This window comes from Streptomyces sp. NPDC003943 (assembly GCF_053605265.1).
This window is the reverse complement of record NZ_JBSGIW010000098.1, coordinates 1-26,637: the sequence shown is the minus strand read 5'-3', so window position 1 is coordinate 26,637 and position 26,637 is coordinate 1. Positions and strand designations below refer to the sequence as shown.

At 71.8% G+C, this 26,637-nt stretch carries 22 protein-coding genes and 1 pseudogene; 14 read left to right on the top strand and 9 right to left on the bottom strand.

The window, feature by feature from the left end; genetic code table 11:
- Nucleotides 1–845: c-type cytochrome biogenesis protein CcsB (gene ccsB, locus ACWEV0_RS30425; protein ID WP_453152881.1), on the top strand; the 845-nt coding region annotated here is incomplete at its 5' end.
- Nucleotides 846–894: 49 nt separating this feature from the next.
- Complete coding sequence (locus ACWEV0_RS30420) at nucleotides 895–1,428, top strand: SRPBCC domain-containing protein (protein ID WP_453152879.1); 534 nt, start codon at nucleotides 895–897, stop codon at nucleotides 1,426–1,428.
- A 23-nt stretch (nucleotides 1,429–1,451) separates the two neighbouring features.
- Here ACWEV0_RS30420 and ACWEV0_RS30415 read toward each other — a convergent pair whose 3' ends face one another.
- Complete coding sequence (locus tag ACWEV0_RS30415; protein ID WP_453152887.1) at nucleotides 1,452–3,005, bottom strand: ABC transporter substrate-binding protein; 1,554 nt, start codon at nucleotides 3,003–3,005, stop codon at nucleotides 1,452–1,454.
- Between the two features lie 4 nt (nucleotides 3,006–3,009).
- On the bottom strand, nucleotides 3,010–5,109 hold the full coding sequence (locus tag ACWEV0_RS30410; RefSeq protein WP_453152878.1) for a hypothetical protein: 2,100 nt from the start codon (nucleotides 5,107–5,109) through the stop codon (nucleotides 3,010–3,012).
- A 235-nt stretch (nucleotides 5,110–5,344) separates the two neighbouring features.
- Between ACWEV0_RS30410 and ACWEV0_RS30405 the strand changes: the two genes are divergently transcribed.
- The gene (locus ACWEV0_RS30405) at nucleotides 5,345–6,574 is read left to right on the top strand and encodes an acyltransferase family protein (RefSeq protein WP_453152877.1); all 1,230 of its coding nucleotides are present in this window, start codon (nucleotides 5,345–5,347) and stop codon (nucleotides 6,572–6,574) included.
- 117 nt (nucleotides 6,575–6,691) lie between these two features.
- A complete protein-coding gene (locus ACWEV0_RS30400) occupies nucleotides 6,692–7,612 on the top strand; it encodes a DMT family transporter (protein WP_453152876.1) in 921 nt (306 codons plus the stop codon).
- On the opposite strand, the gene ACWEV0_RS30395 is transcribed toward ACWEV0_RS30400, so the two are convergent.
- Together ACWEV0_RS30395 and ACWEV0_RS30390 are read right to left on the bottom strand one after the other, a co-directional pair.
- On the bottom strand, nucleotides 7,524–8,402 hold the full coding sequence (locus ACWEV0_RS30395; RefSeq protein WP_453152875.1) for a LysR family transcriptional regulator: 879 nt from the start codon (nucleotides 8,400–8,402) through the stop codon (nucleotides 7,524–7,526). The two genes, ACWEV0_RS30400 and ACWEV0_RS30395, sit on opposite strands and share 89 nt — an antisense overlap.
- 14 nt (nucleotides 8,403–8,416) lie before the next feature.
- Nucleotides 8,417–8,686 (bottom strand): annotated as a pseudogene (locus ACWEV0_RS30390) (PLD nuclease N-terminal domain-containing protein); the annotation flags it as partial.
- Between the two features lie 112 nt (nucleotides 8,687–8,798).
- Here ACWEV0_RS30390 and ACWEV0_RS30385 point away from each other — a divergent pair.
- The 3 genes from ACWEV0_RS30385 to ACWEV0_RS30375 are packed head-to-tail and all read left to right on the top strand — an operon-like array spanning nucleotide 8,799 to nucleotide 11,848.
- A complete protein-coding gene (locus ACWEV0_RS30385; protein ID WP_453152874.1) occupies nucleotides 8,799–10,250 on the top strand; it encodes a menaquinone biosynthesis decarboxylase in 1,452 nt (483 codons plus the stop codon).
- Entirely contained in the window at nucleotides 10,247–11,149 is a 903-nt protein-coding gene (gene mqnP / locus ACWEV0_RS30380) for a menaquinone biosynthesis prenyltransferase MqnP (protein ID WP_453152873.1), read from the top strand. The genes ACWEV0_RS30385 and mqnP overlap by 4 nt, the downstream gene beginning before the upstream one ends.
- Nucleotides 11,150–11,179: 30 nt before the next feature.
- Nucleotides 11,180–11,848, top strand: a complete 669-nt coding sequence (locus tag ACWEV0_RS30375; protein ID WP_453152885.1) for a UbiX family flavin prenyltransferase — start codon at nucleotides 11,180–11,182, stop codon at nucleotides 11,846–11,848.
- Between the two features lie 7 nt (nucleotides 11,849–11,855).
- On the opposite strand, the gene ACWEV0_RS30370 is transcribed toward ACWEV0_RS30375, so the two are convergent.
- Nucleotides 11,856–11,981 (bottom strand): hypothetical protein, encoded by a 126-nt coding sequence (locus ACWEV0_RS30370; RefSeq protein ID WP_403800618.1) that lies wholly within the window; start codon nucleotides 11,979–11,981, stop codon nucleotides 11,856–11,858.
- Nucleotides 11,982–12,106: 125 nt separating this feature from the next.
- On the opposite strand from ACWEV0_RS30370, the gene ACWEV0_RS30365 reads away from it, so the two are divergent.
- The 5 genes from ACWEV0_RS30365 (at nucleotide 12,107) to ACWEV0_RS30345 (ending at nucleotide 17,877) form a co-directional block, all read left to right on the top strand.
- Complete coding sequence (locus ACWEV0_RS30365; protein WP_403800263.1) at nucleotides 12,107–12,562, top strand: Lrp/AsnC family transcriptional regulator; 456 nt, start codon at nucleotides 12,107–12,109, stop codon at nucleotides 12,560–12,562.
- A 46-nt stretch (nucleotides 12,563–12,608) separates the two neighbouring features.
- Nucleotides 12,609–13,772: an aminofutalosine synthase MqnE gene (gene mqnE, locus ACWEV0_RS30360; protein WP_453152884.1), complete on the top strand. Its 1,164-nt coding sequence runs from the start codon at nucleotides 12,609–12,611 to the stop codon at nucleotides 13,770–13,772.
- A 91-nt stretch (nucleotides 13,773–13,863) separates the two neighbouring features.
- Nucleotides 13,864–14,130 (top strand): DUF4229 domain-containing protein, encoded by a 267-nt coding sequence (locus tag ACWEV0_RS30355; RefSeq protein ID WP_451609057.1) that lies wholly within the window; start codon nucleotides 13,864–13,866, stop codon nucleotides 14,128–14,130.
- A gap of 381 nt (nucleotides 14,131–14,511) precedes the next feature.
- Complete coding sequence (locus ACWEV0_RS30350) at nucleotides 14,512–15,846, top strand: dicarboxylate/amino acid:cation symporter (RefSeq protein ID WP_453152872.1); 1,335 nt, start codon at nucleotides 14,512–14,514, stop codon at nucleotides 15,844–15,846.
- Nucleotides 15,847–15,954: 108 nt separating this feature from the next.
- Nucleotides 15,955–17,877 (top strand): AMP-dependent synthetase/ligase, encoded by a 1,923-nt coding sequence (locus ACWEV0_RS30345; protein WP_453152883.1) that lies wholly within the window; start codon nucleotides 15,955–15,957, stop codon nucleotides 17,875–17,877.
- Here ACWEV0_RS30345 and ACWEV0_RS30340 read toward each other — a convergent pair.
- The 4 genes from ACWEV0_RS30340 to ACWEV0_RS30325 form a co-directional block, all read right to left on the bottom strand.
- A complete protein-coding gene (locus tag ACWEV0_RS30340; protein ID WP_453152870.1) occupies nucleotides 17,874–18,539 on the bottom strand; it encodes a pyridoxine/pyridoxamine 5'-phosphate oxidase in 666 nt (221 codons plus the stop codon). The genes ACWEV0_RS30345 and ACWEV0_RS30340 overlap by 4 nt on opposite strands.
- Nucleotides 18,540–18,578: 39 nt before the next feature.
- Nucleotides 18,579–21,965, bottom strand: a complete 3,387-nt coding sequence (locus tag ACWEV0_RS30335) for a FlgD immunoglobulin-like domain containing protein (protein WP_453152868.1) — start codon at nucleotides 21,963–21,965, stop codon at nucleotides 18,579–18,581.
- Nucleotides 21,966–22,112: 147 nt separating this feature from the next.
- Nucleotides 22,113–23,345, bottom strand: coding sequence for an FAD-dependent monooxygenase (locus tag ACWEV0_RS30330; protein WP_453152867.1), 1,233 nt, complete (start codon nucleotides 23,343–23,345; stop codon nucleotides 22,113–22,115).
- Between the two features lie 130 nt (nucleotides 23,346–23,475).
- Nucleotides 23,476–24,642, bottom strand: a complete 1,167-nt coding sequence (locus ACWEV0_RS30325) for a thiolase C-terminal domain-containing protein (protein WP_453152866.1) — start codon at nucleotides 24,640–24,642, stop codon at nucleotides 23,476–23,478.
- A 116-nt stretch (nucleotides 24,643–24,758) separates the two neighbouring features.
- On the opposite strand from ACWEV0_RS30325, the gene ACWEV0_RS30320 reads away from it, so the two are divergent.
- Nucleotides 24,759–26,084, top strand: coding sequence for an acyl-CoA dehydrogenase family protein (locus tag ACWEV0_RS30320; protein WP_453152865.1), 1,326 nt, complete (start codon nucleotides 24,759–24,761; stop codon nucleotides 26,082–26,084).
- A gap of 18 nt (nucleotides 26,085–26,102) precedes the next feature.
- On the top strand, nucleotides 26,103–26,558 hold the full coding sequence (locus ACWEV0_RS30315) for a nitroreductase family deazaflavin-dependent oxidoreductase (RefSeq protein ID WP_453152882.1): 456 nt from the start codon (nucleotides 26,103–26,105) through the stop codon (nucleotides 26,556–26,558).
- Nucleotides 26,559–26,637 lie beyond the last annotated feature (79 nt).

Sequence of the window (26,637 nt, the reverse complement as noted above, 5' to 3'; positions counted from 1 at the left end):
CGGTCGTCACGCGCTCCGCGGCCGGCGGCCGGGACGTCCCGGACGGCCCCGGCGCGGCCGGCGGCACCGAGAAGGGCGACCTGTACGGCCGGATGGCCGTCTCGCTCACCACGCTCGCCTTCCTCATCGAGGCGGCCGGCGTGGTCGCCCGCGCGCTCTCCGTGCAGCGGGCGCCGTGGGGCAACATGTACGAGTTCTCGATCACCTTCTCCACGGTGGCGACCGGCGCGTACCTGGGCTTCCTGGCGGCGAAGAAGAACATCCGCTGGATGGGTCTGCCGCTGGTGACGACCGTCCTGCTGGACCTCGGCGTTGCCACCACCTGGCTCTACACCGACAGCGACCAGCTGGTCCCGGCCCTGCACTCGTACTGGCTGTGGATCCACGTCTCCACCGCCATCTTCTGCGGCGCGGTCTTCTACCTCGGCGCCGTCGCCACGCTGCTGTACCTGTTCCGCGACTCGTACGAGAACAAGCTCGCGACCGGCGGCGAGCCGGGCTCCTTCGCCCGCTCCGTCCTGGAGCGGCTGCCGGCCGCCGCGACGCTCGACAAGTTCGCCTACCGGGTCAACGCGGCGGTCTTCCCGCTGTGGACCTTCACGATCATCGCGGGCGCGATCTGGGCCGGTGACGCGTGGGGCCGCTACTGGGGCTGGGACGCCAAGGAGGTCTGGTCCTTCATCACGTGGGTCGCGTACGCCGCGTACCTGCACGCCCGGGCCACGGCCGGCTGGAAGGGCCGCAAGGCCGCGTACATCGCGCTGATCGCCTTCGGCTGCTTCCTCTTCAACTACTACGGCGTCAACATCTTCGTCAGCAGCAAGCACTCGTACGCGGGCGTCTGAGCGGCGCTCTGAGCTCGCGACCGGATGGTCCCGGGGTCACGCTGGAGGTATGAGCGAGATACCCCGGGGCAGGGCCGAGACGCACGACATCGACGAGCACCTGCTGCGGTACGTGGTCGACCTCCCGCACCCGATGCCGATGGTCTGGGCGGCCGTCGCCTCGCCCGAGGGCCTGCCCTCGTGGCTGTGCGCGGCGGACCCGCTGGAGCCGCGGCTCGGCGGGCGCGTCACGCTCCGCTGGCTCAACGGCGACACGGAGGTGTCCGGGCGGGTGACCGCCTGGGACCCCGAGTACGTGGCCGAGTACACGGTCGGCCCGCCGCACGGCCGGATCCGCTTCCATCTGGAACCGGGCCGGCCGGACGCGGCCGGGTCGACCGTGCTGCGTTTCACGGCGGACTTCCACGGGACGCGCGAGGCGAAGCTGGACATGCTGGCCGGCTGGCACGACCACCTGGAGCGGCTGGCCGCGGCGCTGGACGGGCGGCCGACGGACTGGCGCGACTGGACGGACGCGCGGTGGCGGCAGCTGCGGGAGGGGTACGCGCGGGACGAGGCGCCGTGGCCGGCGTGGGAGCCGTGAGCCCGCCCAGCCCTTCGTAGGGCTCAGCCCTTCCGCGGCGGCAGGCAGCTCGTCGTCGGCGGTGCGCCCTCCGGCCAGGCGATGGCCACGAAGCGCTGGGTGCCGTCCTGTGCCAGCTGCACGATCGGGACCGCCTTGTTGTACGGGTTGCCGTAGTTGTCCAGGCAGATCCAGCCGCCCGCGCCCTCGACCCGCAGCGACCCCTTGACCTGCGGCCACTGGGTGCGGACGTCGGCGAGTTCCGGGTAGCCGGCGTTGTCCGGGGTGGCCTGGCGGATGGCGTGGACGGCCGTGGCCATGGCGTCGTACGCGACGATGGCCTGCCCGTCGGCGAGCGCGACCGGCCCCGCGGAGGCGCGGGCGATGTCGGTCACGAAGGTCTGGTACGCGACCGTCGAACCGCCCGTCGCCGGGACCGGCCGGCCGGGTGCGGGCAGCCAGGCGTCGGGGTGGGCGAGGGACGCGTACCGGACGGTGAGCCGGTTCTTCAGCGCCTGCCGGTTGAGCTGCTTGTCGGCGCCCAGGTAGGAGCCCTCGTCGCCGGTGAGGACGGTGAAGGACCGCTCGGCGCAGCCGCGGGCGCCCAGCGCGTTGATGAACTGGCGCAGCTGGGTGTGGCGGCCGGCGAAGAAGACGGTCTCGGCGCGGGTGTCGCAGATGAGGTGGGTGATCTGCCGGAAGGTGTTGGCGGTGTTGCCCTCGTCGGTGGGGTCGGCGGGCGAGGTGAAGAGCTGCGGCTCGTAGGGGGCGCCCTTGAGGGAGGCGGCGAAGGCCGACTTGAGGGTGTCGGTGTAGTGGTCGCCGTTGCGGGTGTCCTGGACGAGCAGCGCCTTGCCGGCGTCCACCTTGCCGAAGTGGGCGAGCGCCTTGGCCTCGTCGCTGTTGGTGGGGGAGACGCGGGCGAGGCCGGGATAGCGGTTGTGGGCCGCGCCGGGGCCGTCGGCGATGTCGTCGGCGGTGATGGTGGTGCCGACGACGGCGATGCCCGCGCCGGTGAGCGCGGCGACGGTCCCGCGTATCGCGTCGGACGAGGTGGCGATGCCGGTCACCACGCGCAGCCGGTGCGGGGCGCCGGTCATGGCCTTGAGCTGCTCGACGACGCTCTGCCAGTGGGCGTTGTTCCTGCCGCTGTTGGCGAGGACCAGACGGATCTTGGGGGTCTCGCTGTTGGACTCGTGGTTGGCGCGGTACTGGCGGGCGTAGGCGCCCTGCGCCTCGTGCAGCACCTTGACGCGCATGCCGGGGTCGGTGGAGGTGAAGGGGAGCAGGACGGCGACGGTGGCGTACTCGTCGGGCTTCAGCGTGGCGTTCTCGGCGCCGATGCGTCCGGCGACCTCGGCCAGGTCGGGCATCCCGAAGGCGTAGCCGTCGCCGGCCGTGGAGACGCCCACGCACTCGTCGGAGTCCTGCGGGCGGGCGACGCCCGGCGCGCAGGATCGGTTCTCCGGGGCGGTCCACCTCTGTACGGCCCAGCCGAGCGGCACGCCGACGACGACCAGGGCGATCAGCGCGGCGACGAGCTTCTGGCGCGGGGTGTAGAGGAATGTGCGGAGGAAGCTGTTCAGCCGGTCGGGCATGACCTCAGACTCCGTCCTCGCGGTCGCGGCCCGGCGGCAGCGTCGGCCGGCGCCAGGCGTGGATGTCCTTCGGCCAGTGCGTGGCCGCGTCCCACAGGGGGCTGTTGCCCGTCAGATGGCGGCCGGAGAGCTGGCGCAGCTCGTGCGCCAGCTTCTCGGTCACCTCGCCGTCGGGCAGGGCGAGCGGATCGGTGAGCAGCCATACGGCGTGCAGCAGGCGCCGTACGGACAGGTGCAGGGACTTGCCGTCGGCGTTCAGCCCGGCGGGCAGGGCGTCCGGCGTCTGCCGGCGTGACTCCTGTCCGAGGGCGACGGCCCGCCGCGGATCGGGCCCGGCGGGCCGTCCCGCGGCGTGCGGTTCGCGCGGGTGGGGCGCGGAGGCGATGAAGCGGAGCCGGCCCAGCCAGCCGAGCACGTCGGGTTCGGGGAAGGTGGTCCGCAGATGGGTCACCGCGTTGTCCACCCGGCCCAGGGCGAGTTCGTGGTAGAGCCGGTACGGGATGTGGCGCGCGTCCTGGTCGTAGTGCCGGTGCAGGGTCTCGTGGACGGCGCGCCAGGCCGCGTGCCGCGGGTGGTCGGCGTCGTCGAAGCGCAGCCGGTGCAGCAGCAGGGCGCGCAGCAGCGGGTCGGCGACGAAGTGCTCGGGGCCCTCCGGCCAGTCCTCGGCGCGCAGCAGGTCGCGCACCCGCAGCGCCATGTCGCCGTCCCGGGACTCGGTGTGCAGCCGGGTGCGGGCGAGCAGCCGGGCCGACTCCTCGTCATGGGCGGCGGCGAGGACGGTGAACGGCTCCAGGCGCGGCTGTGGGAGCAGCGCGCCGAGCAGCGCGGGCACGACCGGCACCGGCCGGGCGTCCTCGCGCAGTTCCACGGTCAGGTCGAGCAGCGCGCCCGGGGTGAGGCCGGGCCGTTCGGCGCGCGGGGCCTCGGCGGCGGCCTGGCCGAGGAGCGTCACGCCGAGCGGGCGGCCGCCGGTGAGCCGGTGCACGCCGCGGGCCAGGTCGGCGGGGGTGCGGCCGGACGGGTCGAGCCGGTCGAAGGCGGCCTGCGTCTGCGCGGGCGACAGCGGGGTGAGCGCGACCGCGAGGATGCCGGAGGTGATGTCGCCGCCGCGCGGCGCGGGCGCCCGGTGCATGGTCTCGGGCAGCCGGGTCCGGTGCGCGTGGCGCATGCCCTCGTGGTCGTGCACCCGGGAGGCGGCGAACACCACCACCTTGTCGCGGCGGCCCTCGTGGCGGGCGCGCAGGACCGGTTCGACGAGTCGGCGGCCCAGCTCGCCGTGCGCGTTGTCGAGCAGCAGCACGGGCCGGCCGCGGCGGGTGCCGGCCCGGATCAGGCCCTTGTACGCCTGGCCGAGGTCCTCGATCAGGGCGCCGACGAGGAAGTCCTCGGCCTCCTGGCGGCGCCGGCCGCCCTGGGCGAAGTCGATGGCGAGCTGCTGGAGGCCGGCCTTGCCGCGGCCGCCGGCGTTGCGGTAGGTGCCGTACCAGCCCTCCGACTTCTGCTGGATCCGCCCGAACACCTCCTCGAGGACCGTCTCCACGGTCGCCTCGGCGAGCAGCCCGGCGAGCGGGGCGGCGGTCTCGGCGAAGGTCGCGGCGAGTTTGGTGAGCACCTTGGTGACCCAGTTCGTCGCCGCGCCCTTCGTCGCGTCGACCGTCGAGAGCACCGGCCCGAGCCGCTGCAGGTCGCCCTGCGCCCGCTCCTCGTCCTCCCGCGTCCAGCTGATCGACGCGACCGCGACGAGGCCGAGCGAGAGCCGCGGGAACTGCACCGGCCGCGCCCCGGTCACCTTCGGCGACAGCTGCACCGCCAGCTCGGCGAGCGCCCCGGTCAGCTCGGTCCACCCCGGCCCGTGGTCGGCGGGCGGCTCGATGTGCGCGCAGTCGACGAACGCGAGCGGCGTGGCGCCCTTGTAGGTGTTGCGCAACTGCTTGAGCAGCGCGGTCTTGCCCATCCCGCGCCCGCCGGTGAACACCACGACCGGCGGGTCGTCCCCGTGCTCGTACCGGACGGCCCCGAGCCGCTCCCCGTCGAGCCCGACCAGCCGCGCGGCAAGCCCGGTGCCATGGAACACCGCCTCGCGGCCGTACAGGACTCTGTCCACCCGACACCCCCCGCATCCCAGCAGACGTGCCCCGTCACATCCTCAAGTCCAGGATATCCGTGGGGCGTTGGAGTTCGGCCAGGGTTTGTGCGGATGTTCGCGGCCGGGCGGGTGGCCGGGGCCCCGGGCGGTTGCGCGCGTTGTCCGGAACCGTACGCGGGCATCGGACAGGACTGGACAAGTGTGAACAGGGTGGCCGATGATGTGCGGCCGGTCGAATCTTAAGGAAATAGTCATGCGTCGCGGTTTCGCGCTGCCCTGGTCCCACGGGACCGTGGCCGAGTTGTTCACCGGCCGCGACAACAGCCTCGGCTTCCTGCGGCTCGGACTCGCCACGGCCGTCGTCGTCTCCCACGCCCGAATACTCGGATACGGGGGCGAGGAGCACCTGCTCGGCTTCAGCCACGGCCAGCTGACGCTCGGCACCATCGCGGTGTACGGCTTCTTCGTGCTCTCCGGAATCCTCGTGTCCCGCAGTGGCGCCCGGCTTCCGATCGGCCGTTACTTCTGGCATCGGGTGCTGCGCATCCTGCCAGGGGTCTGGGTGTGCCTGCTCGTCACCGCCTTCGGGGTGGCGCCGTACCTGTACTGGCGGACCTACGGCAGCCTGGAGGGATTCAACGGCCCCAAGGGGCCGGTGGACTATCTGCGCAGCAACTGGTCGCTCGCCATGCGGCAGTACGACATTTCCGGACTTCTCGGCCATCTCCAGTCGACCGGCACGCTGCACAACGGCGCCTTCGACGGCGCCCTGTGGTCCCTGCGCTACGAGTTCCTCTGCTACATCGGCGTCGCCGTCCTCGCCGTCACCGGCGTCCTCACCCGGGCCCGCCGCGCGATCGTGCTCATCACCGCGCTGCTGCTCTGGCTCATCGCCCGACAGGCCCTCAGCACGCCCTTCTGGGGCGGCCCCGGCAAGGCGCGCTACTTCGAGGCGATCGACCTGCCGCTGCTCGGCTTCGTGACCCCCGCGTTCATCATCTACCTCGGCTTCGCCTTCTGTCTCGGCGTCCTCATCGAGGTCTACCGCGACCGCATCCCGGTCAGCGACTGGCTCGGCGTCACCGCCGTCGCCGTCCTCGCCGGCAGCCTCCACTACGGCTACTTCTTCGTCGCCGGCATCCCCGCCCTCGCGTACACCCTGCTGTGGCTGGCGATCCGGCTCCCGGCCCCGTTCCGTCGCATCGGCGCCCGCAACGACTACTCGTACGGCATCTACATCTACGGCTTCGTCGTCCAGCAGACCCTGGCCGTCCTCGGCTGGACCCGCTGGGGCATGTCCGCGTACCTGGCCATCACCATGGTCCTCACGCTGCTCTGCGCGGCGCTCTCCTGGCACCTCGTCGAACGCCCCGCGCTGCGCCTGAAGGACCTCGGGCGGCGCCGTCCGCCGGAGGCCCGGGGGCGCACGGTCGTGGCGAAGCCGGCGGCGGAACGGGCGGAACCGGTCGCGGCCGGGCGCTGACGAGGTCCGCCCGACCCGACCGGCGGGCCGGGTCATCGGCTCCGCCGATCGGGCCATCGGCAGCGCCCCACAGTGGCCCGTGGACCGCCCCCGGGCCGCGTTCGTAGCGTCGTCGGCATGAGAAACGAGACACGCGGGACCCTCGAACTGACCCTCGCCATGGTGCTGTCCGGCACCCTCGGCGTCTTCGTCGTGCAGTCGGGGGCGTCGCCCTTCACCGTCGTGTTCTTCCGGTGCCTGTTCGGGGCGCTCGCCCTCGGGGTCTACAGCCTCGTCCGCGGGTTCTTCACCGGGCACGGGTTCACGGCCCGCAAACTCGGGCTCGCCGCGCTCGGTGGTGCGTTCATCGTCTTCAACTGGGTGTTCCTGTTCGAGGCGTACGAGGCCACGTCGATCTCGTTCGCGACCGTCGTCTACCACACCCAGCCATTCTTCCTCGTGCTGTTCGGCGCGGTCGTGCTGCGGGAGCGGATCGGGATGGCGAGACTCGGCTGGCTGGGGGTCGCGTTCGCCGGGCTCGTGCTCGTGTCGGGGGTGCGGCCGGGGGACACGGCGTCGCTGAAGGGGCTCGGGTTCGCGCTCGCGGCGGCCGTGCTCTACGCCGGGTCGACTGTCGTCACCAAGCGGATCAGCGGGGTACGGCCCCACCTGATCGCGCTCGTGCAGGTCACCGTGGGCGTCCCGCTGCTCCTGCCGTTCGCCGACTTCGGCGAGGCGGCCCGGCTCGGCGCCGGGTGGGGGTGGCTCGCCGGGCTCGGGCTGATCCACACCGGGGTGATGTACGTGCTGATGTACGCGGCGTACGCCAAGCTGCCCACCGCCCGGATCGCGGTGCTCGCCTTCACCTACCCGGCCGTCGCGATGGGCGCCGACTGGGCCGTCTACGGGCACCACATCGGGCTCGTCCAGGCGCTCGGCGTGCCGCTGATCGTCCTCGCGAGCCTGAAGGTCACTCTCGGGCGAGCCGCCGCGCCTGCTCCACGAACAGCCGGACGTGCGCCGGCAGCCGCTTCCCCTGCCGCCACGCGAGCTGCGTGAAGAGGGTGAACGGCGGCTCCCAGTCCAGCGCCACCAGCTCCCCGGACGCCAGTTCCCCCTCGACGGTGATCCGGGGCAGCAGCGCGATGCCGAGCCCGGCCGCCACGCCCCGCTTGCTCGCCTCGATCGTCCCGTACTCCGTGAAGAACGGCCCGTACGGCCGCAACTCCGCCTCGAACAGGTCCCGGTAGGCGCAGCCCGGCTCCGTGCCGACCAGCCCCACCGCCGCCAGGTCCGCCGTCGTCAGCCCGCTCCGGCCGGCCAGCGGGTGACGGGGCGCGGCCACCAGGACCAGCGGCTCCGCGCCGAGGACCTCGCTCTCCAGGCCCTCGTGCACGGTCTCCCGCTCCATCAGGAGGCCCAGGTCGTAGGTGCCCTGGCGCAGCGCCTGCCGGGTCGCGTCGCCGAGGGTGGGGCGCAGCGAGAGCCGTACGCCCGGATAGCGGTGGTGGAAGAGCTCCAGGAGCGGCGGCAGCCGGTAGGAAGTCAGCGACTCCATCGTGCCGACGGTGATCGTCCCGGCCGGTTCGCCGTCCCCGGCCGCGACCGCCGCCCGGGCCTCCGCGGCGAGCGCGATCATCTGCCGGGCGTACGGGAGGAGCCGCTCGCCGGCCTCGGTGAGGCGGATGCGGGAGCCGAGCCGTTCGAAGAGCTCGGTGTCGAGGTCGGACTCCAGGGCGCGGATCTGGGCGGTGACGGAGGACTGGGCGTACGCCAGCTCGGCGGCCGCCCGGGTGAAGGAGAGGACCGTGGCGACCTTCTCGAACGTGACGAGGAGCCGGAGCTCCATCAGTTCTCGGTGTCCTTGTCCTTGTCCTGCTGCTCGCCCAGCGACTTCAGGAACTCCGGGTTGTCGTCCGGCGCGACCCACCGGCCGGCCGCCCGGCCCCGGGCCGCACGCTGCTTGCCGGCCGCGATCCAGCCGACCGCGCCGACGACCCACACGAGCAGGATGATGATCACCCACACCACCTTCGGCAGGTGCTTGACCTCGTCCTCGGGGGTGTTGAGGCAGTCGATGAAGGCGTAGATCATCAGCGCCAGCGGCAGGATGAACAGCAGAGCCCTGAGCATGTGCGAAAGCCCCCTGGAAGCGGCGGCCGAAGCAGCGGCCAAGCGGTGGCGGGGGCGCGTCCGGCGGCCCCGGTGACAGGCTCAGACTAGCCGGTGACCGATACTTGCCCGTATGGCTTACGACGATCTCCGCTCGCTGCTCAGGGCACTGGAGCGCGAAGGCGACCTCAAGCGCATCAAGGCCGAAGTCGATCCGTACCTGGAGGTCGGGGAGATCGTCGACCGCGTCAACAAGGCGGGAGGCCCGGCGCTCCTCTTCGAGAACGTCAAGGGCTCCTCGATGCCGCTGGCGATGAACGTCTTCGGGACGGACCGCCGGCTCCTCAAGGCGCTCGGCCTCAAGTCGTACGAGGAGATCAGCGAGAAGATCGGCGGGCTCCTCAAGCCGGAGCTGCCGCACGGCTTCGTCGGCGTCCGGGAGGCGTTCGGGAAGCTGGGCTCGATGGTCCACGTGCCCCCGAAGAAGGTCAAGGACGCCCCGGTCCAGGAGGTCGTGCTCACCGGCGACGACGTCGACCTCGACCTGCTGCCGGCGCTCTTCACCTGGCCCAAGGACGGCGGCTCCTTCTTCAACCTGGGGCTCACGCACACCAAGCACCCGGAGACCGGGGTCCGCAACCTCGGCCTCTACCGCCTCCAGCGGCACGACAAGCGCACCATCGGCATGCACTGGCAGATCCACAAGGACAGCCGCAACCACTACGCGGTCGCCGCGGAGCGGGGCGAGCGGCTGCCGGTCGCGATCGCCTTCGGCTGCCCGCCGGCCGTCACGTACGCCTCGACGGCGCCGCTGCCCGGCGACATCGACGAGTACCTCTTCGCCGGCTTCGTGCAGGGCAAGCGGATCGAGATGGTCGACTGCAAGACCGTGCCGCTCCAGGTCCCCGCCCAGGCGGAGGTCGTGATCGAGGGCTGGCTGGAGCCGGGCGAGATGCTGCCGGAGGGGCCGTTCGGCGACCACACCGGCTTCTACACCCCGCAGGAGCCGTTCCCCGCGCTGAAGATCGACTGCATCACGATGCGGCGCCGCCCGCTGCTCCAGTCGATCGTGGTCGGCCGCCCGCCGACCGAGGACGGCCCGCTGGGCCGGGCGACGGAGCGGTTCTTCCTCCCGCTCCTCAAGATCATCGTGCCGGACATCGTGGACTACCACCTGCCGGAGTCCGGCGGCTTCCACAACTGCGCGATCGTCTCGATCGACAAGAAGTACCCGAAGCACGCGCAGAAGGTCATGCACGCCATCTGGGGCGCGCACATGATGTCGCTGACCAAGCTGATCGTCGTCGTCGACAAGGACTGCGACGTGCACGACCTGCACGAGGTGTCCTGGCGGGCGCTCGGCAACACCGACTACGCCCGTGACCTGACCGTCGTCGAGGGGCCGGTGGACCATCTGGACCACGCCTCCTACCAGCAGTTCTGGGGCGGCAAGGCCGGCATCGACGCCACGAAGAAGCTGCCCGAGGAGGGCTACACCCGGGACGGCGGCTGGCCGGACATGGTCGAGTCGGACCCGGCGACGGCGGCCCTGGTGGACCGCCGCTGGAAGGAGTACGGGCTGTGACGACCGCGGCCGTCCCCGGCGCCCAGCCGGGGCGCACGAAGGCGTTCCTGCGCCTGGTGATGATCGAGCACTCGGTCTTCGCGCTGCCCTTCGCGTACATCGCCGCCCTGACGGCCATGTACCGGCTCGACCAGCAGATCCACTGGTGGACGCTGTTCCTGGTGACCGTCTGCATGGTGGGCCTGCGGACCTTCGCCATGGCGTGCAACCGGATCATCGACCGCGAGATCGACGCCCGTAACCCGCGCACCGCGAACCGGGAGCTGGTGACCGGCGCGGTGTCGGTGCGGTCCGCGTGGACCGGGGCGGGGATCGCCGTCGTCGTCTTCCTCGGCGCGGCGGCGCTGCTCAACCCGCTGTGCCTGGCGCTCGCGCCGCTCGCGGTGATCCCGATGGTGGTCTATCCGTACGGGAAGCGGTTCACCAACTTCCCGCACGCGATCCTCGGTCTCGCCCAGTCCATCGGCCCGATCGGCGCCTGGCTCGCGGTGACGGGCGAGTGGTCGTGGGAGGCGGTGATCCTCGGCCTCGCGGTCGGCATCTGGATCGGCGGCTTCGACCTGATCTTCGCCTGTCAGGACGTCCAGGCGGACCGCGCCCACGGCGTCATGTCCGTCCCGGCCCGCTTCGGCATCCCGGCCGCCCTGTGGGGCGCGCGGGCCTCGGCGGTCGTCACGACGGGGCTGCTCGTCTGGTACGCCCTGGCGACGGACGCGGGCGTCTTCTTCTGGGCGGGCCTGGTGATCGTGGTGGTGGCGTTCTGCTACGAGCACTCGATCGTGAAGCCGCACGACCTGTCGAGGCTGAACCGGGCGTTCTTCACGGTCAACGGCTTCATCGGGATCGCGCTCTTCGTGTGCGCGCTGCTCGACCTCCTCGTGCGCGGGCTGACGCCGTAGTGGCCGGATAGGCTCGGCCGCGTGGAGCCGGTGAACAAGCAGCAGCGTCGTCCGTGGGTCGTGGGGGTGTCCGGGGCGTCGGGCACGCCGTATGCCGCATCCGTACTCCGGGGGCTGCTCGCGGCGGGGGAGAGCGTCGACCTGGTGGTGTCGCGGGCCTCGCGGCTGACGCTGCTCGACGAGACGGGGATCGCCTTCCGGGACGCGCACTGGCGCGAGGACCTGGCGACCTGGCTGGCGCGGGGCGCGGACGGGAAGCCCGACACGTTCGACGTCGACGTCAGTGACGTGCGGTACTGGGCGGCCGGGGACCTGGCCGCCGGGCCGTCATCGGGGTCGTACCCCGTCAAGGGGATGCTGATCGTGCCGGCGTCGACGGCCGCCGTGGCGGGGGTCGCGCTCGGGCTCTCGAAGGATCTGCTGCAGCGGGTCGCGAGCGTGACGCTCAAGGAACGGCGGCCGCTGGTCGTCGCCGTACGGGAGACCCCGCTGAACGGGCAGACGCTCAAGCACATGGTGGCGCTGGACGAGGCGGGCGCCGTGGTGCTGCCCGCCTCTCCGGCGTTCTATGCGGGTGCGACGCACATCCAGGACCTGGTGGACTTCGTCGCGGGGCGGGTGCTCGACGCGGCAGGGGTGCCGCACGAGCTGTACCGCCGATGGGAGGGAGAGCTCGGTGGAGCATCCCCGGCCCGGTAGTAGAGGACTAGCGCTTCTTGGCGGCCTTCTTGGCGGCGCGCTTCGAGGCGGCGGAGGTCTTGTACGCACGCGAGCGGTTGGCCATCTCCTGCAGCTCGCGCATACGGGCGTAGGCCATCTCGATCGTGTACACGGTGAACACCACTCCTGAAAGATCGTCTTTGATCCACTGAAAGATTCACAGGGTGTCGCCCCTGTGTGCCTTAGATTCTATACCTATACTCGCGGTATCGCTGGACAATGGAAGGCTTCATACCTATGGACGCCGTGGACAGGCAGCTCATCCAGGCCCTGCGCGAGAACGGCCGGGCCTCATACGCGGAGCTCGGACGGCTCGTCGGCCTCTCCGGCCCCTCCGTCACCGACCGCATCAACCGTCTCGAGGCCGCCGGGGTCATCACCGGCTACCGCGCCACGGTCGACGCCACCTCGCTCGGCCTCGGCGTGACCGCCCTCATCGGCATCTCCCTCTCCGACGCCGCCGACCACGAGGACGTGGCCCGCCGGCTGAAGGACCTGGCCGAGATCGAGGACTGCTGGTTCATCGCCGGCGACGACTCCTTCATGCTCAAGGTCCGCGCCTCGGACGTCGACGGCCTGGAGAAGACGATCCGCCGGCTCAGCGGCACGAAGGGCGTGTCCCGGACGCGTACCACGATCGTGCTCTCCACGAAGTGGGAGAACCGGGTCGGGGATCTTCCGGAAGAGGGCTGAGAGTACGGTTGGCAGGCCAGGTTTCTGAGAAAGGGAGGCGGCCGTGATGGACGCGGGGCTCAAGCGTGAGCTGGAGCAGAAGGTCCTCGCCGGCGAGCGGCTGAGCCGTGAGGACGGCATCGCCCTGTACGAGTCGGACGACCTCGCCTGGCTCGGCGGGCTGGCCCACGAGGTCCGGACCCGCAAGAACGGCGACGTGGTGCACTTCAATGTCAACCGGCATCTGAACATGACCAACGTCTGCACCGCCTCCTGCGCCTACTGCTCCTTCCAGCGCAAGCCCGGTGAGAAGGACGCGTACACCATGCGCATCGAGGAGGCCGTGCGCCTCGCGAAGGCGATGGAGGGCGAGAACCTCACCGAGCTGCACATCGTCAACGGGCTGCACCCCAACCTGCCCTGGCGCTACTACCCGCGCTCGCTCTCCGAGCTGAAGAAGGCGCTGCCGAACGTCTCGCTCAAGGCCTTCACCGCCACCGAGATCCACCACTTCGAGACCATCTCGGGCCTGAGCGCCAGTGAGATCCTCGACGAGCTGATCGAGGCCGGTCTGGAGTCGCTGACCGGCGGCGGCGCCGAGATCTTCGACTGGGAGGTCCGGCAGCACATCGTGGACCACAACACCCACTGGGAGGACTGGTCCCGGATCCACCGGCTCGCGCACGAGAAGGGTCTGAAGACCCCGGCCACGATGCTGTACGGCCACATCGAGGAGCCGCGCCACCGCGTCGACCACGTGCTGCGGCTGCGCGAGCTGCAGGACGAGACCGGCGGATTCCAGGTCTTCATCCCGCTGCGGTACCAGCACGACTTCGTGGACATGAAGGACGGCAAGATCCGCAACAAGCTCCAGGCCCGCACCACGATGGCCACCGGAGCCGAGGCCCTGAAGACCTTCGCCGTCTCCCGGCTGCTCTTCGACAACGTCCCGCACGTCAAGGTCTTCTGGGTGATGCACGGCGTGCAGACCGCGCAGCTGGCGCTCCAGCACGGCGCGGACGACATGGACGGCTCGGTCGTCGAGTACAAGATCACGCACGACGCCGACAACTACGGCACCCCGAACAAGCTGACCCGGGACGACCTCCTGGAGCTCATCCGGGACGCCGGTTTCCGGCCGGTGGAGCGCAACACGCGCTACGAGGTCATCCGCGAGTACCCGGGCCCGGACGCCGGGCGCCGCGAGTCGCCGCAGCCGATGCGCGTCTGAGGCCGCGGGCGACTCGGGACCCCCCCTCCCGGGGGTCCGGCCCGCGCGTGCTTCACTGGAGGGACGCTCGTCCGGTATGGGAGGAACTCGCATGCTCCGTTACACCCTCATGCGCCTCGGCATCTTCGCCGGCAGCTTCCTCGTGCTGTGGGGTCTCGTCTACGCGCACGTGCTGCCGCGTGGCCTCGGCGACTCCAATCTGCTGTGGGTGCTCCTGCTGTCCATCGTCGTGTCGGCGCCGCTGAGCTTCGTCCTGCTGCGCAAGGAGCGGGACCGGATGAGCGTCGACATCGTGGCGAGGGTCGACCGGGCGAAGGGTCGCCTGGAGGCGAACCGCTCCGCCGAGGACGCCGCCTGAGCCGTACCGCCGCGGTCGCGTAAAGGCCGCGTAAGCAGCATCACAATCTCCGCCCCTGGCGGGAGCTTCGAAGGCTCCCGCCAGGGGTTTTCTTCGTTCCGAAGGCTGAGACGCCGTCCTGTCACCCCTTTACCTCAAAGAACTGCTTTGAGGTTCTCAAAGTACAAGTGTTAACGTTCTTGCCATGAAGACCGCAGTGCGCCTCCTCCAGGACCCGGGCAATTCGCTCGTGGCGCGCCTGCACGTCGATCTGTGCCGCTGTATGTCCGCGGTCTGTTGCCGCGCGCTCTGATCCGGCATCATGCAGCGGCCCGCGCGTAAGCGCGTGTGTGCCGCACCCCCGTCCCGTATTCCCCCGATACGCACCAGTGGAGTGTGCCTGTGTCCGCGTCCGCGTCCGCGCCCGTGGCGAAGTCCCGTATACCCAAGGTCCCGTTCTGGGCCCAGATCGTCGCCGGTCTCGTCATCGGCGTCCTGCTCGGCTGGCTGGCCAAGAGCCAGGACATCGGCTGGCTCAAGGAGACCCTCGACCAGGTCGGCGGCATCTTCGTCCAGCTGCTGAAGCTCGCCGTCGCCCCGCTCGTCTTCTTCGCGATCCTGGTCTCGATCACCAACCTCCGCAAGGTCAACAACGCGGCCCGGCTCGCCGCGCAGACCCTCGTCTGGTTCATGATCACCTCGCTGATCGCCGTGTCCATCGGCCTCGCGATCGGCCTGCTCACGAACCCGGGTTCCGGCACCGGCCTCACGCCGAAGGACGGCAAGCTGCCCGAGCACCACGGCAGCTGGATCGACTTCCTCACCGGCATCATCCCGACGGACGTCATCACGCCCTTCACCGAGCTGAACGTCCTGCAGATCGTCTTCATGGCCGCCGTCGCCGGCATCGCCGCCCTCCAGCTCGGCGAGAAGGCCGCGCCGCTGCTCACCCTCTCGGAGTCCGCGCTCCAGCTGCTGCAGAAGGCCCTGTGGTGGGTCATCCGGCTGGCCCCGATCGGCACCGCCGGCCTCATCGGCCGCGCCATCGTCAACTACGGCTGGGACCTGCTCGGCAAGTACGCCACCTTCACCGTCGACGTCTACGTCGGCTGCGCGCTCGTCCTCTTCGGCGTCTACCCGCTGCTCCTCGCGACCGTCGCCAAGCTGAACCCGCTGCGGTTCTACAAGGGCGCCTGGCCCGCCATCCAGCTGGCCTTCGTCTCCCGCTCCTCGGTCGGCACCATGCCGGTCACCCAGCGGGTCACCGAGCGCCTCGGCGTCCCGAAGGAGTACGCCTCCTTCTCCGTGCCGTTCGGCGCCACCACCAAGATGGACGGCTGCGCCGCGATCTACCCGGCGCTCGCGGCGATCTTCATCGCGCAGATCTTCGACGTGCAGCTGGGCGTCAAGGAGTACCTGCTCATCGCCTTCGTCTCGGTCATCGGCTCGGCGGCCACCGCCGGCCTCACCGGTGCGACGGTCATGCTGACGCTGACCCTCTCCACCCTGGGCCTGCCGCTGGAGGGCGTCGGTCTGCTGATGGCGATCGACCCGATCCTCGACATGATGCGCACCGCCACCAACGTCGCCGGCCAGGCCCTGGTCCCGGTCATCGTCTCCGCCCGCGAGAAGATCCTGGACCTCGCCGCCTACGAGTCCGCCTCGGCCTCCCCGGTCGACGGGCCGGCCGACGCCGAGCAGGCCGAGCAGAAGGTCGCCGTCCCGGCCGCCGCCTGACGCGAGCCGCGTGTCGTACGCACCGCGCCCCGGACCGTCCGGTCCGGGGCGCGGTGCGTCTGCAGGGGGCGCTGCCCGGATCTGTCCAAATCCCTTCCCACGCCCTAGATTTACTCGGAAGTAAGGTTACTGTCCGGTTCTCGACGCCCCGAGGAGCCGCACGTGCCCGTCACCGAGGTCTCCGTACCCGCGCTCGTCCCGCCCGTGCGGCGCGGCTCGCTCGCCGACCTGCCGTACGAGACCGCCCGCGAGGACCCGGCGGCCGTGCTCTTCTCCCGCAGGGCGCCGGACGGCGGCTGGACCGACGTCACCGCCTCCGCCTTCGCCGCCGACGTGCACGCCGTTGCCAAGGGCCTCGTGGCGCACGGGCTGCGGCCCGGCGACCGGCTCGCGCTGATGGCCCGTACCCGCTACGAGTGGACGCTGCTCGACTTCGCGGCCTGGGCCGCCGGGCTGATCACCGTCCCGCTGTACCCGACCTCGTCCGCCTACCAGACCCGCTGGATCCTCCAGGACTCCGGCGCCGCCGCCTGCGTCGTCGAGGACGCCGCCCAGGCCCGGATGGTCTCCGTCGAGCGGCGCCAGCTGCCCGCGCTCGGGCAGCTGTGGGTCCTCGACACCGGCGCCGTCGAACAGCTGCGAAGAGCCGGCGCGCGGGTCCCCGACGAGGCCGTCACCGCACGGCGCGGACTGCTCACCCCCCAGGACCTGGCCACCCTGATCTACACCTCCGGCACCACCGGCCGGCCCAAGGGCTGCGCGCTCACCCACGCCAACTTCTTCGCCGAGGTCGACAACGCGGTCGAACTCCTCCACCCCGTCTTCCGCTCGGTGACCAGGGAGCCCGCCTCCACCCTCCTCTTCCTCCCGCTCTCCCACGTCTTCGGGCGCATGGTCGCCATCGGCTGCGTCCGCGCCCGGGTCCGGGTCGGCCACGCGCCCTCCGTGGAGAGCGACGAACTCCTCGCCGACCTCGCGAGCTTCCGCCCGACCTTCCTGCTCGCCATCCCCTACGTCCTGGAGAAGGTCTTCCACACCGCCCGCGCCACCGCCGAACGCACCGGCCGCGCGGCCGCCTTCGACAGGGCGGCGCGGGTGGCCGAGCGGTACGGCAGGGAGCGGTACGGCCAGGGGCAAGGCGGCCGGGCGCAAGGCGAGCAGGGCGCGCGGGACGCCCAGCCCTCGCTCGGGCTGCGCGCCGCCCGCGCCCTCTACGACCCGCTCGTCTACAAGCGCATCCGCGCCGCGCTCGGCGGCCGGGTCCGGCATGTCATCTGCGGCGGCTCGCCGCTCGGCGCCCGGCTCGCCGAGTTCTTCGCGGGCGCGGGCATCGAGGTGTACGAGGGGTACGGCCTGACGGAGACCACCGCCGCCGCCACCGTCACCCCGCTGCAGGGCCCCCGACCCGGCACCGTCGGCCGCCCGCTGCCGGGCACGGCCGTCCGGATCGCGCCCGACGGCGAGGTCTGGCTCAAGGGCGGTCATGTCTTCGCCGGTTACTGGGACGCCCAGCGCGGGGTCGCCCTCCCGTACACCGACGACGGCTGGTTCCCCACCGGCGACCTCGGCGCCCTCGACGAGGAGGGCCATCTGCGCATCACCGGCCGCAAGAAGGACATGATCGTCACCTCCGCCGGCAAGAACGTCGCCCCGGGGCCCCTGGAGGAGTGGCTGCGCGCCCACCCGCTGGTCGCCCAGTGCATGGTCCTGGGCGACAACCGGCCGTTCGTCACCGCGCTCGTCACCCTCGACCACGAGGGCCTGCTGCACTGGCGGCGGATGCGGCACAAGGACCACCTCGCGCTGTGGGAACTGGCCCGCGACGAGGAACTGCTCGCCGTAGTGCAGCGCGCGGTCGACGAGGCGAACCGGCTGGTGTCGCGGGCCGAGTCGATCCGCGCGTTCCGGGTCCTGACCACGGAGTGGACCGAGACGAGCGGCCACCTCACGCCCTCCCTGAAGCTGAAGCGGAGGGCGGTGCTGAGGGACTTCGCGCGGGAGATCGACGCGATGTACGGGACGGGAGGCTAGGGCCAGAGCAGCTCGCGGCCCCAGGTGCCGCCGGGGTTCCGCCGGTACCTGAGCCGTACGTGCCGACGCTGCTCGTCACCCTGGAAGAACTCGACCGCGGCCGGCTCGACGACGTACAGCGTCCAGCTCGGCGCGTCCGCCGCCGGCTCGCGCTGCGCCCGGTCCCAGGCGGCGGCGCTCGCATCGGCGAGAGTATCGAGGTTCTCCAGCACCTCGCTCTGGTGCCCGACCAGCGCGGAGGCGAGCGCTCCGGCGGTCCGCGCGTGCAGATCCGCGTACGCCTCCTCCGCCGTCCCGGTCACCACCCGCCCGCGCACCCGCACCGCCCGACCCTGCGCCGGCCAGTAGAAGCTCAGCGCCGCCTCGGGCCGGGCGGCCAGCTGCCGGCCCTTCGCACTGCCCGCGTGCGAGCCGAAGTGCCAGCCGCGCGCGTCCGCGTCGTGCAGCATCACCGTCCGCACGTCCGGCCGCCCCTCCGCGTCCACCGTGGCAAGGGCCATGGTGTGCGGCTCGACCGCCTTCGCCTCCACCGCCTGCGTGAACCAGGTGTGGAAGAGCGCGACCGGCTCCTCCGGCACGTCGGCCGGGTCGAAGGCGGGCAGCTGGGTGTCCCAGACACGAAGAGACCGCAGGGCCTCCTGAAAACGCCGTTCGTCGTCCATGGCGTCCATCATGAGGCCCTGCGGTGCCGAGCTGAGGGATCAGGCGGTGTAGTAACCGGCGATGTCGGCCAGGAGGTCGACGGTGCCGGAGTGGTTGTAGAAGGTGACCTTGCCGTCCTCGACCGGGACGATGACCAGGTTGGGGACGGACTGCCCGGCGGTGAAGTTGAGGTTCGACACGAGCGGACGGGCGGTCCCGTACGGGTAGACGGAGACGTAGCCCGCCGACGTCGGGTTGGTCACCGTCACGTTGAGCACGACGGCCGAGTACTTCGTGCCGACCTCGAGGGTGACGGTCTGGCCCGCGCCGACCTTGGCCTTCGGCACGCCGACACCCGCGATCGTGTTCATGATCCGCTTGGGCTGCATCCCGGTGAAGACCGAGCCGGCGCCGCCCTTGAAGTAACCGGTGACGTCGGCGAGCAGGTCCACCGTGCCGGCGTGGTTGTAAAGGGTGACCTTGCCGTCCTTGACCGGGACGATGACCAGGTTGGGGACGGACTGCCCGGCGGTGAAGTTGAGGTTCGAGACGGGCGGGCGGACGGTGCCGTACGGGTAGACCGACACGTAGCTCGACTTCGTCGGGTTCGTCGCCGTCACGTTCATGGCGACCGCGGTGACGCCCGGTTCGGTGATCGCGAGGTTCACCGTCCCGCCCGCGCCGACCTTGGCCTTCGGCGCGCCGACCCCGCCGATGGTGTTCAGGATCCGCTGCGGCGTGACCGGGTGGTACGCGGAGCCCGCGGTGCCCTCGGTGTAGTAGCCCGCGATGTCGGCGAGCAGGTCGACGGAGCCGCTGTGGTTGTAGAACTCGACCCAGCCGTTGACGACGGGCACGGTCACCAGGTTGGCGATGGTCTTCCCGGCGGTGAAGTTGAGGTTCGAGGTCGCGGTGCGGCGGGTGCCGTACGGGTAGACGGAGACGTAGCTCGTCGCCGTCGGGTTGGTCGCGGTCACGTTGAGGACCACGGCCGTCAGTCCCTCGGCGGGCACACCGGCCTGGCCTGCCACCTTGAGGCGCACGGTGCCGTCCGGGCCGAGCTTCGCCTTCGGGGCGCCGATGCCGCCGATGGTGTTGAGGAGACGGGCGGGGGGCACCGGCGTGTAGGTGCCGGGGACGGTGGTCAGCGAGCTGCCCCAGACGTTGAAGGCGCCCCAGAACGCCTGAGCGCTGCCGACGCCGTCGAGCGGACGGGCGGTCAGCTCCCAGCGGTACTGCCCGTCCTCGATGCCACGGCCGCGGGAGTCCTTGCCGTCCCACTCCACGCGGACGGCGGAGCCGGTGCTGCGCGTCCCGGTGAACGTGCGGACGACTTCGCCGTCGCCCTTCGCGACGCGGAGCGTCCAGGAGCCGACGGGCTTGGAGAAGCGCCACACCGGGGACCAGGTGGCCGTCGGCTCGGCGCCGGACAGATCGAGGAAGCTCATGTCGGGGACGGAGGAGTCGAGCCGCGCCAGCGGCTGGCGGGCCTGGCTGACCGGCTTGAGGCGGAAGTCCTGCGCCGCGTCGAGGTACGCCACGTCCCCGCCGAACCTGTCCACGGTCCAGGTGGTCCCGCGGCCCGACCCGGACGCCGAGGCGGGCAGACCGGCGAAGTCGCTCGTCTGCCCGGTAGCCGCGTCCGTCAGCCTCAGCTTGTCGCCCTCGTGGCGGACGACGAAGCCGTCACCGAGCAGGGCCTCGCCGACCGGGACCGGCACGCTCTTCTTCAGCGTGTGGTCGTAGACACCGGCCTTGGCCGCGCCGCAGGCCCAGTACAGCCAGCGGCCCACGGCCTGCAGTTCGGTCGGTCGGCAACCGGACCGCACGTCGACGGCCGGCGAGGTCGTCCTCGTCTTCAGGTCGTAGGAGTTGACCTGACCCGCGGTGGCGGCGGGCTTCCACACCTTGGTGTCCCACAGCGCGGCGGCGGAGTTCTGCAGCGTGAGCAGGACGGACGGCTCGTCGGCGTGGAAGTTCTCCAGGTCGCCGGCGTAGGTCGTGCTGCCGCTGCGCGCCAGGACGTACCGACCGGAGGCGTCCACGACGGTGCTCTCGGCCGGGAGGGAGAAGCCCCGGTAGGAGTGGAGGCTGGTGGGGGAGTAGAGCGTGGCCCCCTGCGAGACCACCGAGGAGCCGTCGCCCTGCGAGGCGAGGCCGGACGGGTCGGTGCGGATGAAGGCGAACCGCCGCTGTGACGGGCCGGCCGTGGTGGTGCCCGTCTCGTCGGTGGTGATGTCGGAGTCGAGAAGGTCGACGACGGTGTCCCGGCCGGTGGGGCTGAGGTAGCTCAGCCGGCCGCCGCCCAGGGCGAGATGGGTGATCTCCCGGGGCATGCGCGGTATCTCGCGGACGCGGGTCGTCCGGGGCGTGCCGTCGGCGCCGACGCTGATCCGGTGCACGGCCCAGTCGAGGGCGCCGGTACCGCCGGGGACGAGGACGCTGCCGTCGGGCCCGATGGCGAAGCTGTTCTGCTGGGCGTACTTCAGGAGCTCGGTGGCCGTGTTGCCGCCGACCGGGATCGCCCGCAGGGTGTTGCCGGCGAGGCGCTCGCCGTCGGGGTAGAGCAGGTTCCGCTGGTAGACGACGGTGTCGCCGGTGACCGTGAGGTAGACGCCCGATCCTTCGTTGCCGACGGGGGCGGGGAGCACGGTCTCCACCGGCGTGGCCGTCGGGTTGTCGCGGGGGACGGAGACCAGCGGCTTGCCGTTGCCGGGGTAGGCAACGATCTGGCGGTCGCCGAGCGCCACCCAGGTGATGGAGTTGATGGCGGCCGGCAACGGCTTCATCGTGGCGGTCGCGTAGTCGAGCAGATAGGCGGCGATCGGGCCGTCCGCGGTGGGGCGCATCCGGAGTACCGCGCCCCGCAGGTCCTGCTTGACGGCGAGGACCGGGCCGAGGGCCTTCGGGATGTCGGCTACGGGCTGCGCGATGGTCGTGCCGTCCTCGGCCGCCCGGTACAGGGTGATCGAGGTGAGCAGGCCGGTCGAGTCCTGCGTGTAGGCGAGGGTGGTGTCGGTGTTGTAGGTCCTGGACCACACCTGGCCGCCGGGGATGGTGACGGTCTTCCTGGCGTCCGAACCGAGGGCCTGGATCGTGACCGTGCGCGGCTGATCGAACGGCTCGGTGCTGATCGTGGCGTAGAGACCGGAGTGGCCGGCGGCGCGGCTCGCGTCGATCGGGGTGTCGGTGCCGGTCGCGAAGTCGGTCCAGACCGTGCCGGTGCCTTCGAGGTCGTGCGCGTAGCCGCTCGCGCTCGTGTGCTTGAGCGTGTCGAGGCGCGGTATCTGGCGGCCCGGGTTCGGGATCACGACCTCGTCGGTGGCGGTCGCGCCGGCCGTGCCGGTCGTGGCGGCCGTCGCCGGGCCCGTGACCGCGGCGGTGAGGCCGGCCGCGAGGGCCAGTGTGGTGGCGGCGGCGAGTGTTCTTCGTGCGTGGGTACGCAAGGTGGTTCCCCTCCATGAGCCTGTGCAGGCAGGGGACGGGTGGCCGTCGTTCGCGCGTTTTCCGCGCGGCCCCCTCCGGCGCTTCCCGTCCGAAGGCGCGATCGTAACAGGGGCCTCACGTGCACCGGTAGGTGGTTTCGAACACGTTCAGGCGACCCGGGGCTGCGCGACGTACTCCTTCACCGGCACCGCCGTCGACGCGCGCTGGATCTCCTCGCGGATCTTCTTCGCGATGAGGTTCTTCCAGGGGGTCTTGGGCAGCGTGCGGACCATGAACATGCGCAGGGCGATCTTCCAGCGGGAGGAGATCGTCATCTCCTTGGCGAACTTCTCCGCGAAGCGCCGGTTGAGTTCGATGCCCGGGCGCATCAGCTCCTCGTACGCGGCGAAGGCGGCCACGTGGTCGCCGCCGGCCGCGGCGAGTTCGCCGGCGAGGACGTAGGCGCCGGTGAGGGCGAGGCCGGTGCCCTGGCCGGAGGCGGGGGAGGTGCAGTGGGCGGCGTCGCCGAGGAGGACGACGCGGCCGCGGGACCAGCGGTCCATGTGGATGGTGGCGATGGAGTCGAAGTAGAAGTCGTCGGCGTCGGCCGCGTCCGCGATCAGGCGCGGGATCTCCCAGTCGTCGCCGGTGAAGGCGTCGGCGAGGAGGCGCTTCTGGGCGGCGGTGTCGCGGTGGTCGTAGGGGAGTTCGGCGGGGGCGGCGAAGACGAAGCAGTTCTTGGCGGTGCCGGCCCGCTCGCCGGCGGTGGCGTAGACGGAGATCAGCTTGTCCGGGCGGGCGTGGTAGGTCTCCCAGCGGGTCAGGCCGAGCCGGTTGGGCGCCGAGAAGATGGAGATGTACGCGCCGAGGTGGCGCTTGAACTGCCGCTCGTCGCCGAAGACCAGGCGGCGGGTGTGCGAGTGCAGGCCGTCCGCGCCGACCACCAGGTCGAAGCGGCGGACCGTGCCCGAGTCGAAGGTGACGGTGACGCCGTCCGCGTCCTCGGCCAGGCTCGCGATGGAGTCGCCGAAGAGGTACTCGACGTCGTCGCGGGTCCGCTCGTACAGGATCCGGGCGAGGTCGCCGCGCATGATCTCGTCGTCCTGCTCGGTGCGGCCGCCGAAGATCTCGGCGGGCAGCTCGCCGACCGTACGGCCCCGGGAGTCGACGTACGAGCCGCCCGCCATGTCGGTGGAGTGGGCGCGGACCTCGTCGAGGATGCCCATCCGGGCGCAGATCCCGATGGCGTCGCCGCGCAGGTCGACCTTGTAGCCGCCGGTGCGCAGGGCGGGCGCCTTCTCGACGACGGTGGGGACGAACCCGTAGCGGTGCAGCCAGAGGGCCAGGGCGGGGCCGGCGATCGAGGCGCCGGAGATCAGGACGGTCTTGGCAGCACGCATGGCGGGACTCCTTGTCGGATGGCGCGGGGCCGCTCCGGCCCCGCACAGACGACTATACGGATGTCCTACACGTCTGTCTATGACGACTGTATAGATTCGGGATCCGGGTGTGGATTCCGGATGCGGGGCGTCAGTTCCGGCCCAGCACCACCGTTCCCGAGGAGCAGAACCAGCCCCCCGTCCCCGACGCCACCGCCAGCTCCGGCAGTGAGCCGTCCGGCCGCCGCACCTGCAGCCCCGGCGCCTCGCCGCGCAACTGCCGTACCGCCTCCACCAGCAGGAACAGTCCCCGCATGCCCGGGTGGCAGGCGGACAGGCCACCGCCGTCCGTGTTCACCGGCAGCCGGTCCTTCTCCGCGAAGTACGCGCCTCCCTCGCCCTTCGCGCAGAAGCCCAGGTCCTCCAGGGTCACCAGGGTCATGTAGGTGAACGCGTCGTAGATCTCGGCCAGTTCGACGTCCTCGGGCCGCACGCCCGCCCGCTCGAAGGCGAGCCGGCCGCTGACGGCGGCCGGGGAGACCGTGAAGTCCTCCCACTCGGACATCGTGGTGTGCGAGACGTACTCGCCCGTGCCGAGGATCCACACCGGGGCCTTCGCCGTGTCCGGTACGTACTCCTCGGCCGCGAGCAGCACCGCGCAGCCGCCGTCGCTGCGGATGCAGCAGTGCAGCTTGGTGAAGGGGTCCGCGATCATCGGCCCGTCGAGGACCTCGTCGACCGTGACCGGGTCGCGGAACATCGCCTCGGGGTTGAGCGCCGCGTTCGCCCGCGCCTGCACGGCGACCTCGGCGAGCTGCTCCAGGGTCGTGCCGTACTCGTGCATGTGGCGGCGGGCCGCCATCGCGTACTTGGCGATCAGGCTGTGTCCGTACGGGACCTCGAACTGCAGCGGGCCGCGCGCCCCGAAGGAGAGGTTGCCGGTGCGGCGGCGCGCCCGGATGTCGGCGCGGGCGGTGGAGCCGTAGACGAGCAGGACGGCGTTGGCGCGGCCGGCGGCGATGGCGTCGGCCGCGTGCGCCGCCATGACCTCCCAGGTGGCGCCGCCGACCGAGGTGGAGTCCACCCAGCGCGGGCGCAGGCCCAGGTATTCGGCGACCTCCACCGGGGCGAGGGTGCCGAGGCCCGCCGAGGCGAGGCCGTCGATCAGTGAGCGGTCCAGGCCGCTGTCGGCGAGGGCGCGCCGGGCGGCCTGGGCGTGCAGGGCGTAGGGCGTGGCCTCGTCGACCCGGCCGCAGTCGGAGAGGGATATGCCGACGACGGCGACGCGCCGGCGGCGGTCCGTTGTGGTGGTGGGCATGAATCTGACGGTACATCAGATTTGGTGAATCGGGAGGTCCGTCGGGCTGTGCATCTGCTCCGGGCGGTCCTAGCATGACGCACCGTCAGATACGAGGGACCCCGGAAGGGAGACCCATGCGTACCGCCGCCGTCACCCCAGAGCAACAGGAACGACAGGAACGACAGGAACGAGAGGAACAGCAGGAACGGCAGGCGCAGGAGGTCCGGCGGGAGATCCGCCGCACCCTGCGCGAGCTCCTGGCCAAGCGCGCCGGACCGGCCGGGACCCGTGCCGCCGTCGCCACCCCCGAGGGCTACGACACCGCACTCTGGGCCGCCCTCGCCGGCACCCTCGGCCTGCCCGGCCTCACCCTGCCCGAGCGGTACGGCGGAGCCGGCTGCGGACCCGCCGAACTGGCCGTCGCCTGCGAGGAGACCGGCCGCGCCCTCACCCCCTCCCCGCTCCTCGCCACCGGCGTCCTCGCCGCTCCGCTGATCGCCGCGCTCGGCACCGAAGCGCAGCGCGCCGACCTGCTGCCCCGCGTCGCGGACGGCTCCCTGACCTGCGCCCTCGCCCTGCCCGGCGGCTCCCTCCCGCTCGCCCTCGACCTCACCGGCGACAACACCGCCACGCCCTGGGCGGGCGGCGGCCGCTCCGGCGGCGTCCAGGCCGTTCCGCTGCCGGAGGGCGGCTGGTCGCTGTACGGGGAGGTCGGCCACGTCCTCGACGGGCACAGCGCCGGGCTGCTCCTCGTCGCCGCGCACACCGGTGGCTTCCCGCGCAGCCGTACGCTGCTCTTCCTCGTGAAGGAGGACGCGACCGGCCTCGTACGACGCCGGGAGGCCACCCTCGACCTCACCCGCTCCCAGGCGACCTTGGAACTCCGGGACGTACGGGCGGAGTTGCTGGGGGAGGAGTCGTCGGACGCGCTCGGCGCGCTCGCCGCGACCGGGCGCGCCGCCGCCGTCGCGCTGGCAGCCGAGGCCGTCGGCGCCGCCCGCGGCGCCCTCGACCGCACCGTCGAACACGCCGCCACGCGCGAGCAGTTCGGCCGGCCCATCGGCTCCTTCCAGGCCCTCAAGCACCGGCTCGCGGACCTCCTCGTCCAGATCGAGTCGGCCCGCGCGCTCACCCACTGCGCGGCGGCGGACGGCGATCCCGTCTCCGCCGGGCTCGCCCTCGCCCAGGCCCTCGAGGCCCAGCGGGCCGCGGCCGCCGAGACGATCCAGCTGCACGGCGGGATCGGCGTCACCTGGGAGCACGACGCCCATCTGTACTTCAAGCGGGCGGCGGCGGACGAGCTGCTCTTCGGCCCGGCGGTGGCCCTGCGGGCGCGGGCCGCCGAGCGCGCCGCCCTCTTCGGCGAGGCGGCCGGGACCTCCGGGGCTTCCGGGGCTTCCGGCGCCCCCGGGACCTCCGGGGCCTCCGGGGCGTCCGGCGCCTTTGAGGAGGTGGCGTAGGTGCCGATCGGGCTGCGCATGATGCAGAAGGTCTCCTCCACCCGCACCTTCGCCAAGGTCGCCCCGCACTTCATCCCCGCCATGGACCGGGCCGTGCACCGGCTGACCCGGGGCAAGGTGATGCTGAGCGCGCGCATGCTGCCGGGTGTCGTCCTCACCGCCAGGGGCGCGAAGAGCGGGCAGCCGCGGGTCACCCCGCTCGCCTGCATGCCGGAGCCGGACGCCGGCACCTGGGTGCTCGTCGGCTCCAACTTCGGCCGGCCGGGGCATCCCGCCTGGACCGCGAACCTGCTCGCCCATCCGGACGTCGAGGTCAGCTGGCGCGGCGAGAGCTTCCCCGTACGGGCGCGGCTGCTCACGGGGGAGGAGCGGGCGGAGGCGTGGCGGGCGGTGCTGGCGTTCTGGCCGCCGTACGCGACGTACCAGGCGCGGATCGAGCGGGAGATCCGGCTGTTCCGGCTGACGCGCGCCTGATCCGGGCCGGGCGCAAAAAACCGGCGGTGGGGGGGCGGGGAGGGGAACAGGGGCGGGGGGACACACCCGCCCCCCCGCG